Consider the following 10,265-nt stretch of genomic DNA (forward strand, 5'->3'; position numbering starts at 1 on the left):
AGTTCCACTCGTAATAATGTTGCGGTGGAACTCTCAAAAAGTTGATCTTTCCCGAACTTACTTCCTCAATCCCGCAAACGCCGCCCGAATCTCTTCCTCCGGCAACTGAATCCCGATAAACACCATTGTGCTATGCGGTTTTTCATCGCCCCACGGCCTGTCCCAGTCGGCGCTGTAGAGGCGCTGGACGCCCTGGAACAGCAGGCGGTTAGGTTCGCCGTCAATCCACAGCATCCCTTTGTAACGCAGCAGTTTATCCGCCGATTCCAGCAGCAGGTTTTCCATCACGCGGGAAACTTCGCTGATATCTACCGGGTAATCCAGTTCCACCACAATTGACGAAATATCGTTTTGTTTATCCGCGATAAAGTGGAAACGCGGTTTGGTGCTGACGACGTTCTCTTCCAGCATAAAACCGTTGGTGTTGAACAGCAGGCCCAGGTCGATGTCGCCGTGGGTGACGGTGTAGACCGGTGCGCGGGCGTTGATGCGCGCCAGGCGTTCACGCAGTTTCTCTGCTTCGCCTGCGACGTCGGTTTTAGTCAGCAGAATACGGTCGGCGTAGCCCACCTGGGACTGGGCGATGGTGAACTGGTTCATCTGCTCATCGGCATGTACCGCATCCACCAGCGCAATCACGCCGTCCAGCAGGTAGCGCTGGCATAAAATCTCATGGGAGAAAAAGGTCTGAATAATCGGGCCGGGATCGGCCATGCCGGTGCATTCAATCACCAGACGATCGAACTGAATATTGCCCTTGTCGAGATTATCCAGCAGGTCGAGTAGTGCGTCCTCCAGCTCGTTGGAGCGCGAACAGCAGATGCAGCCGTTGGTCAGCGTTTTGATCTGCGTGGCGCGGTCGCCAATCAGTTGATCATCAACGGAGACTTCGCCGAATTCGTTTTCAATCACGGCAATCTTGTAGCCGTGTTGTTCGTTAAGAATATGGCGCAGCAGGGTAGTTTTGCCCGCGCCTAAAAAACCGGTGAGTAGGGTAACTGCAATCGGGTTCATGCTCTCTCCATTAACAACAGCGCATACCGCCTTTACCATCGCCGCCGTAGCGCGCGTTCTGGCGTTCGCGGAAGAATTCTTCATAGCTCATGTACGGCTTGTCGGGATGGTTGGTCTTCATATGCTCGACGTAGTTGTCGTAGTCTGGAATACCAATCAACATCTTCGCCGCCTGGCCGAGATATTTTTTTGCCTGTCCTAAGTTACCAAACATAGTTCACTCTGATAAGAACAAAGCCCCGCCGAAGCGGGGCTAAACACGGTTAGTGGTGCGAAGAGATCTTCACGCCGCCTTCCGGGATTGGAACGTACGGTGTTTCTTTGTCAGTACGTTTGTCGCTGTTACGCACCGCAAGCCAGGTTTTGAAACCGTAGAAGATGATGCTGTACACCACAATCAGGAACAGAATACTCAGGCCTGCGTTGGTGTAGTTGTTCACAACGATGTGGTTCATGTTGGCAATCTGCTGCGCCGTCAGGTCAGTACCGTTAGCAATCTTCTCTTTGTACTGGCTTGCCATGTAGAAGAAGCCTTCCATCTGCGGGTTGGTGCTGAACAGTTTCAGACCCAGCGCCCAGGTGGTGCAGATAAGCAGCCATACAGCCGGAACAACAGTTACCCAGATGTATTGGGTGCGCTTCATCTTAATCAGCACAACGGTGCCCAGTACCAGCGCTACGGCTGCCAGCATCTGGTTGGAGATACCGAACAGCGGCCACAGGCTCTTAACGCCGCCCAGCGGATCGACCACGCCCTGATACAGCAGGTAGCCCCACAGACCCACACAGCCCGCAGTACCGATGATACCGGCAACCAGAGAGTCGGTTTTTTTCAGGAACGGGATGAAGTTACCCAGCAGGTCTTGCAGCATAAAGCGGCCAGAACGGGTACCCGCATCCAGCGCGGTCAGGATGAACAGGGCTTCGAACAGAATACCGAAGTGATACCAGAAGCCCATGTCAGCCATCGGCAGCACTTTGTGGAACACGTGAGCGATACCTACCGCCAGCGTCGGCGCACCACCTGCACGGTTCAGGACAGAAGGCTCACCAATGTCTTTCGCGGTTTGCAGGATCTGCTCTGGCGAAATCACGAAGCCCCAGGAGCTGACGGTCGCTGCCGCGTGTGCGGTAACGTCTTTCAGCTGCGCCATGATGATCGGCGCGTTCTCGCCACCCATTTCATGCAGGTTAGGCATGGTGATGCCAAGGCCAGCAGGCGGGGTGTTCATCGCGAAGTAAAGACCCGGTTCGATGATGGACGCTGCAACCAGCGCCATAATCGCCACGAAGGACTCCATCAGCATTGCGCCGTAGCCAATGAAACGCGCGTCGGTTTCGTTAGCCAGCAGTTTCGGCGTCGTACCGGAAGAGATCAGCGCGTGGAAGCCAGATACCGCACCACAGGCGATGGTGATGAACAGGAACGGGAATAGAGCGCCTTTCCACAGCGGGCCAGTACCGTCAATGTACTGGGTCATCGCAGGCATTTTCAGTTCCGGGTTCAGCACCACGATACCCAGCGCCAGGCCGACGATAACGCCGATTTTCAGGAAGGTTGCCAGATAGTCGCGCGGTGCGAGGATCAGCCACACCGGCAGCAGTGCGGAAACAAACGCATAGCCAATCAGCGCGAAGGTAATGGTGGTGTCTTTAAAGGTCAGTGCCGGACCCCAGTACGGATCGTGAGCAATCACGCCACCGAAGTAGATAGAGGCAACCAGCAGCACGATACCAATAACAGAGACTTCACCCACACGCCCCGGACGGATAAAGCGCATGTAGATACCCATAAACAGCGCAATCGGTACGGTTGAGCAAACGGTGAAGACACCCCACGGACTTTCGGCCAGGGCTTTAACCACAATCAGCGCCAGAACGGCGAGGATGATGATCATGATTAAGAAACAGCCAAACAGCGCGATAGTCCCCGGTACTGGCCCCATCTCTTCTTTGATCATCTCACCGAGAGATGCGCCGTTACGGCGAGAGGAGATAAACAGCACCATAAAGTCCTGTACCGCACCGGCCAGCACTACCCCCGCCAGCAGCCACAGCGTGCCAGGCAGGTAGCCCATCTGCGCGGCGAGAACCGGTCCCACCAGCGGACCAGCACCGGCGATAGCGGCGAAGTGGTGACCAAACAACACGTAACGGTTGGTCGGAACGTAGTTCAGACCGTCGTTGTTAATAACCGCAGGCGTCGCGCGCGTGGGGTCGAGTTTCATCACCTTCTGGGCGATGTACAGACTGTAGTAGCGATACGCCACCAGATACACCGACACAGAGGCGACCACGATCCACAGGGCGCTGACGTGCTCCCCCCGACGTAATGCAACTACCGCGAGGCAGAATGCACCGATGATTCCGAGAATCACCCAGGGTATGTGCTTGAATAGTTTTTTCGTATCCATAGTAAAACCTGGCATTTTACTCGTCGTCTTTTGGCTTACAGGTGCGGCAGCTGCGTTCGTTCACCTCTGACACTTACTTTTGTAAGCTCCCGGGGATTCACTCACTTGCTGCCTTCCTGCAAACCAAAATCCATAGAGTAATTTGTTAATCATAGGCCGAAGCCGTTCTAGGTTTGCGTTGCGTTTGAGGAGGTAAATTGACCGCTATCCTGCAGTGATGTTGCCAGAGATACGTGCGCGTAAAGTAAGGTAAATAACTGAGTGGTTATTTTAGGGATGTAAGCGGTCAGGAATGGCGGTGAGCGGTTGGGCAAGAATTATTCATCGGGTAGATATGTGATTGAGATCACAATAAAAATGCCCCTTCGACGAATGCGTGAAGGGGCTGGAGCTTAAATCGCAGCTTCCATTTCCAGCATCACCGGATGGAAACGGCGTTTAAAGTAAATAAGTCCGTGACCTTCTGCACTGAGGATGATGTTTTTAATCTCCACCAGATACACCAGATGTGTGCCAATCGCCTGCACATCGCGGATCTCTCCTTCAAGACTGGCCAGCGAACCTTTTAGCACCGGCTGCGCCAGCGGACCTTTTTGCCAGCATGAGAGGCTAAAACGCTCTTCCATCGCCATGCCTGTCATGCCCGCGAAGTGGCGCGCCATCAGTTCCTGCTCATGGTTGAGGACGTTGACGCACAACTTGCCGTTGCCCTGAAAAACCGGGTTCATCGCACTGTTGGCGTTAATGCACACCATCAGCGACGGTGGTGTATCCGTGACCGAGCAGACAGCCGTTGCCGTAATCCCGCATTGTCCGGCGTCGCCCTCGGTGGTGATAATATTTACCGCTGCCGACAGGCTGACCATCGCGTCATGAAAGCGCAGGCGTTGTTCATCTAATTGCATCTTAACCTCCTGCTGCGTTATTTCAGCAGCTTATCCAGCATGTTGATATCGTCGTTGTTGTGCAGGTGCGGCACAGTCCAGCCGTTCTGGTCGTATTCCGACAGGCAGCGATCAACCATCGCCATCATCTTGTCCATATTGCCGGAGCTTTGTGCCTGGCGCAGACATTGCAGGCGAATCTCATCCTGGCTACCGGAGTAGTTGATTTCATACAGCTCGTGACGACCACCAAATTCGCTGCCAATGGCGTCCCACATCAGTTTGAGGATCTTGATGCGCTGGACGTGATCCATACCGTTCGAACCGCGCACATACTTCGCCAGATACTGGTCGATCTGCGGATTGTTCAGGTCACGGGCACTGGAAGGGAGGTAGATCAGGCCACTGGTAACGTTGCGTTCTATAATGTTTTTGATCTTCGCGTAGGCCATTGGTGCCAGTACGCGATAGGTTTGCAGTGCGGCATGATCCGGTAAATAAGCCCCGTTGACCCACGGCGTCGCTTCTGAACACATCGAGTCACTCAATGCCCAGAAGGTGTTGCGCCACGCCACCACTTCACCGAGATCGGCCTGCACACCACGGAACTCCAGGGTGCCGGTACATTCGAGTGATTTTTTCAGCAGTGCCGTAATGAAGTCGAGTTTCACTGCCAGGCGCACACAGGCTTGCAGCGGATACATACGGGCGAAACCGCCTTCCATCGTCCAGCGACGGCAGCGATCAAAATCGCGGTAGATCAGCACGTTTTCCCATGGGATCAGTACGTTATCCATCACCAGAATCGCATCGTTCTCATCGAAGCGGCTGGAGAGCGGGTAGTCGTATGGCGAGCCGGTAGCACCCGCGACCATCTCATAAGAGGCGCGGGAGATTAATTTCACGCCATCGGCATCCATTGGCGCAACGAACATCAGTGCGAAGTCCGGGTTTTCGCCCATCACTTGTGCCGAGCCGAAGCCAATCATGTTGTAGTGAGTCAGCGCCGAGTTGGTGGCAACCACTTTCGCACCGCTGACGATAATCCCGGCGTCAGTCTCTTTTTCCAGCTTGATGTAAACGTCTTTCACTTTATCGGTCGGCAAATGACGATCGGTGGGTTAACAATCGCGTGGTTAAAGTAGAGGCCAGTTTCCTGAATACGGGTATACCAGTTACGGGCGTTCTGCTCGAACTGACCGTAAAAGCCCGGATTCGCGCCCAGTGCGCAACCGAAAGCGGCTTTGTAGTCTGGGGTACGGCCCATCCAGCCATAGCTCAGGCGTGACCATTCAGCGATGGCGTCGCGTTGCTGGCGCAGGTCGTCGGCACTTTTCGCCACGCGGAAGAATTTATGGGTATAGCCGCCGCTGCCGGTGTCGGTGTTCCAACACAGAGAGTCCTGCATCTCCGGTTTGTGCAGCGCGTCGTACAGTTGGGCAACAGACGCTGCCGCATTACGAAATGCCGGATGAGTGGTGACGTCTTTCACTCGCTCGCCATAGATATAGATCTCGCGACCATCCTGCAGGCTTTTCAGATACTCTTCCCCGGTGAAAGGACGTTGGGTACTGGCGCGGAAATCTTCTGGTTTCATGTCGACCTCTACAGTATTAATCGGAATACGATTGTTAATTTTGTGTGTTGTTTTTGTTATTTAATTGAAGCGTTGAACGCGGTTGTCGGGAAGAGACGGTTCAGGCGAACGTTGGTACTTTTCGACAGCAAGGTGGAGTTAAATAGTAAACTGCGATCGTGATCAACTTACAGTAAGGCAAATCATAATATTCCCCGCTAACAAGGGCTAACGGGGACGGAATTTTTTATGGGGCGAATGGAATGGTAATCGTCATATTTTCATGACCAACGACGATAGGGACTGAATAGTTTTCTGTGCTTCTTGCTTCCATGTTTCATCCGGAACGGTGATTGGTACCAGGTGGCTAAGGATGAGTTTTTTCACTTTTGCTTCATTGGCAATTTTGCCTACATCCTCAATAGTCGTATGGTGAGAAGCAATGGCTTTTGCCAGTGTTTTACCATTGCCAATACTGTCTGCCAGCTTAGCGACGGAGGGCTCATGTACGGCCTCATGCACAAGTATATCAGCGCCTTCTGAGAAAGTTGCCAGTGGGGGAAAGTACGAGGTATCTCCTGAGAAGACAATTCGCTTGCCTTGTGTGTCGAAGCGATAAGCAAAAGCCTCACCGTCAGGGAAAGGAGAATGAGGGACCTTTAATGCAGTCACGGTCACGGTATCATCTTTATAAACTACGCCTTCACCAACATCTTGAGCTGTAACGAGTTTGCGAGGATCGGGTTTTCCTTCTTCTTCCATACGCAGTGTGATGTCCCGATCGAAGACCTGCCAACTGGCAGCGGTCATGGCTCGGGTGCCTGGCGGACCGAATACATGAATAGTTTTGTCCTGCAGACCGCTAGCCCATGCATTCATTAAGACTGATGGATAGTCCAGAATATGATCACTGTGTAAATGGGTGAGTAAAATATTATCAATCTGGCGCAGTGGAATATTATTTTTTACCAGTTGTAAGCTGGCCCCGTAACCAGCATCAATTAACCAGGTTTTATTGCCAATAATAAGTGCCGTTGCCATCGGTAAACGGTCAGCTTTTAATAAAGAAGGGCCACCTTTCGTTCCAAGTAGTACAATTTTCATTTATTGCGGTTCGGAGGCGTAGGTGAATGCCACTGGCGCAATCAGGCACGCCACAAATAGTGAGCGTAAAGATATTTTCATGTCGAGTCTCTCAGGTTGATAAATGGTCAGCGACCACGGAATTGTGTTGGTGAGCAACCCATCATTCGGTTGAAAAAACGGGCGAAATAGGCGGGATCTTTGTAGCCAAGATCAAGGGCTATCTGGTTGATGCTTTGCTCGCTATAGAGCAGAAGCCGTCTGGCTTCCCGGCTCACTCGTTCGAAAATCAATCTCTTCGGCGATTGATTGGCAAAACGTCGGCACAGCTCGGTAAGCCGTGATTCACTCATACCGAGCATTGTTGCATATTCAGGGACCATTAAATGTTGGCGATAATTTTCGTCAATCAGCCGATTAAACTTCTGGAATAAACACATCTCGCCGCGCACGCTGCATGTTGAAATATCATTTGGTGGTGCTTCACGCAGTAGGATTGTAAAAATACTTTGCGCCAGTGATTGCAATAGAATTTCCCGTCCTGGCTTATTTTGTTGAAACTCCAGGGATATTATCGGCCAATAATGATTTAATGCCGCCAGTGTATGTTCCATTCCCTCCGGTGACAGACAGATACCTTGTAGCATTGCGGCATCTCCACTACCAGGCCAGAGCTTTTCTACCAGGGGCCAAATTAACTCCTGACGTACGGTCAGAACATGCCCATCGCTATCAGGATCAGTAAAGAAAGTATGTGGCACCGATGGTGGTGTTAGTACAAAAAGCGGTGCGCGCACAGAATAGAAGTGCTCATCCAGTTGTAAAGTAATGCGTCCAGTGACCAGATAATGGAGTTGAAAATATCTATCGTGCCAGTGAGGGCGCATATCGCGTCCAAAGAAATTCGCTAACCGGGTAAATGTTTCATAATGCACATCTTCACCAGCGTAGCGGGCATCATATTCCCGGACCAAATCAATATTTTCATAACCATGTTCAAAGATAGCTTCACTGGACATCATGACTCCTTATTGTGGTTTTGGTGCGATAAGTTCAGATGAAAGAGAGTGTTCCCGACTCCCCATAGGGATTCGGGTCATGACTAACGCGCCCAGTACCAGCAATCCTGCTACAAACCACAAACCTGAGCTAAAACTGCCGGTTGCATCTTTCAAAATACCGATAAGTAATGGACTGACTGCTGAACCTACATTGCCGACAGCATTGATGACAGCCATCGCAACGGCACGCGATTGCAAGCTTATAACTTGATCCTGTGTTGTCCAAAAGATAGTCATCGCGGTAAATGATCCCATTGAGGCCATAATGATGCCGCTCAGTTGAATGAGGCTGTGATCTGTCGCAGAAGCGAGTAACCATCCGGCAGCGGCAAACAGGTAGGGAAGAATCGTATGCTTTTTGCGTTCTTTAAGACGGTCGGAACGACGACTCCACCAGATCATGCCAAAAATTGTGCAGAATTGGGGGATGGCCGCCAGCAAACCAATCATGATGTTGCTACTGCCAGTATTGAAACTCTGTAGGATTTGCGGCGTCCAGATATTAATCGCACTCAGAGTATTAGTCAGGCAAAAATAAGCAAGTGTATATAGCATGATGGCTGGGGTCAGGACTTCACGTAAGGTTGAGCGTGGAACAGATGCATGGGCAAATGCACTCTCTTGTTCACGGAGAATCATCGTTTTTAAAGCCTGTTTTTCGTTTTCATCAAGCCAGGTCGCCTGGTCTGGTGTGTCGTTGAGATAAAACCAGGTGACGACACCAAGAATGACCGATGGCAGACCTTCCAGCAAAAAGAGCCATTGCCAGCCTTTTAGATTCCACAGTCCATCCAAGGCCAGAATGTAGCCTGAAAGGATCAATCCCAGCATCATAGTGACTGGCATCGCTATCATAAATAAGGCATTGGCTCTGGCCCGATGATATGCCGGGAACCACCAGGTCAGATAAACCAAAATACCAGGTAAAAAACCCGCCTCAGCAATACCAACCAGCATACGCAGTAGATAGAGTGTTTCGGGGCTTGTTGCAAACATTGTGCAGGTGGAAGCAATTCCCCAGACCACCATGATCCCAGCGATCCATCGACGAGCGCCAATTTTCGCTAACATCATATTACTGGGGATCCCGCACATGACGTACGTGACATAAAAGAGTGTCGCGGCGAGGCCAAACATTGTGGACGTCAGGCCAAGATCCTTGCCCATTGTCAGTCCGGCAAATCCTATATTGATGCGATCAAGAAACGAAAAAACAAACAGAATAAAAAGAAAAATGATTAGGCGACGAAATAATTTATTAATGACACGATGTTCAATTTCAACAGTTTTATTATCTTTATATTGCAGGGTAGAGGTCGTCATGATGCGCTCCACATCGTACGTTTAGTAGACAGAGTTGTTGTTTTGCTTCGCCATCGAAATAGAAGAACTATTACCAAACCGTGCTGCCAGCGCTTCGGCGGCGCGGGCGAGCAGGGTGGTGTCAACGCCGACGGCGACAAACAGCGCGCCCAGTTCCAGATAGCGTTTTGCCAGTTGCTCATTGGCGATCAGGATCCCCGGCGCTTTGCCCGCTTCGCGGATCTGCACGATCGCCTGCTCAATGGCGGCCTGTACTTCCGGGTGCTGCGGATTACCGGCATAACCCATATCGGCGCTCAGATCCGCCGGGCCGATAAACACGCCGTCGACCCCTTCCACGTCCAGAATCTGCGGTAAGTTCTTCATTGCCTCACGCGTTTCGATCTGCACCAGCACGCACATTTGATCGTTGGCTTTTTGCAGGTAATCAGGAATGCGATTCCAGCGCGAGGCGCGAGCCAGCGCACTGCCCACACCGCGAATACCGGCGGGGGGATAACGGGTGGCGCGTACCGCTTTACGGGCTTCGTCGGCGTTTTGTACCATCGGCACCAGTAAGGTTTGTGTGCCTACGTCCAGCAGTTGTTTGATTTGCACCGGATCGTTCCACGATGGGCGTACCACTGGCTGGCTGGGGTAGGGCGCAATCGCCTGTAGTTGGGTGAGCACGGTTTGCACGTTATTCGGCGCGTGTTCACCGTCGATCAATAACCAGTCGAATCCTGGTCCGGCCAGTAACTCCGCGCTGTAGCTGCTGCTCAGCCCCAGCCATAATCCAATCTGCGGACGGCCTGCTTTCAGCGCCGCTTTAAAACTGTTTTCCATCGTTCTCTCCTTAAACAAAGCGGCAGCTAATGGAGTAATGCCAGTCAGTTAAGCAACTGACTGGCTCTTTTTCGGGGCTATGGGG

Annotated in this window: 7 protein-coding genes and 2 pseudogenes; all 9 read right to left on the reverse strand. The window is 51.9% G+C overall.

Annotated features, from left to right (window positions below; genetic code table 11):
• Positions 1-57: 57 nt before the first annotated feature.
• Positions 58-1,014 carry a GTPase gene (gene yjiA / locus ACUU1I_RS17210; RefSeq protein WP_001297640.1) on the reverse strand — a complete coding sequence of 319 codons (957 nt, stop codon included), beginning with the start codon at positions 1,012-1,014 and terminating at the stop codon, positions 58-60.
• A gap of 10 nt (positions 1,015-1,024) precedes the next feature.
• Positions 1,025-1,228, reverse strand: a complete 204-nt coding sequence (locus ACUU1I_RS17215; protein WP_000467859.1) for a YbdD/YjiX family protein — start codon at positions 1,226-1,228, stop codon at positions 1,025-1,027.
• A gap of 49 nt (positions 1,229-1,277) precedes the next feature.
• Positions 1,278-3,428 carry a pyruvate/proton symporter BtsT gene (gene btsT, locus ACUU1I_RS17220; protein ID WP_001298933.1) on the reverse strand — a complete coding sequence of 717 codons (2,151 nt, stop codon included), beginning with the start codon at positions 3,426-3,428 and terminating at the stop codon, positions 1,278-1,280.
• Between the two features lie 392 nt (positions 3,429-3,820).
• Positions 3,821-4,333 carry a 4-hydroxyphenylacetate 3-monooxygenase reductase subunit gene (locus ACUU1I_RS17225; RefSeq protein ID WP_001175450.1) on the reverse strand — a complete coding sequence of 171 codons (513 nt, stop codon included), beginning with the start codon at positions 4,331-4,333 and terminating at the stop codon, positions 3,821-3,823.
• Between the two features lie 17 nt (positions 4,334-4,350).
• Positions 4,351-5,909 (reverse strand): annotated as a pseudogene (gene hpaB, locus ACUU1I_RS17230) (4-hydroxyphenylacetate 3-monooxygenase, oxygenase component).
• Positions 5,910-6,135: 226 nt separating this feature from the next.
• Positions 6,136-6,992: pseudogene (locus tag ACUU1I_RS17235) on the reverse strand (MBL fold metallo-hydrolase).
• Positions 6,993-7,099: 107 nt separating this feature from the next.
• The gene (gene hpaA / locus ACUU1I_RS17240; protein WP_000093500.1) at positions 7,100-7,990 is read right to left on the reverse strand and encodes a 4-hydroxyphenylacetate catabolism regulatory protein HpaA; all 891 of its coding nucleotides are present in this window, start codon (positions 7,988-7,990) and stop codon (positions 7,100-7,102) included.
• Between the two features lie 9 nt (positions 7,991-7,999).
• The gene (gene hpaX, locus ACUU1I_RS17245) at positions 8,000-9,355 is read right to left on the reverse strand and encodes a 4-hydroxyphenylacetate permease (protein WP_000213779.1); all 1,356 of its coding nucleotides are present in this window, start codon (positions 9,353-9,355) and stop codon (positions 8,000-8,002) included.
• A gap of 21 nt (positions 9,356-9,376) precedes the next feature.
• Entirely contained in the window at positions 9,377-10,180 is an 804-nt protein-coding gene (hpaI, locus tag ACUU1I_RS17250; RefSeq protein ID WP_000431715.1) for a 4-hydroxy-2-oxoheptanedioate aldolase, read from the reverse strand.
• Positions 10,181-10,265: the final 85 nt, after the last annotated feature.

It is taken from the genome of Shigella sp. SIG3, assembly GCF_053555855.1.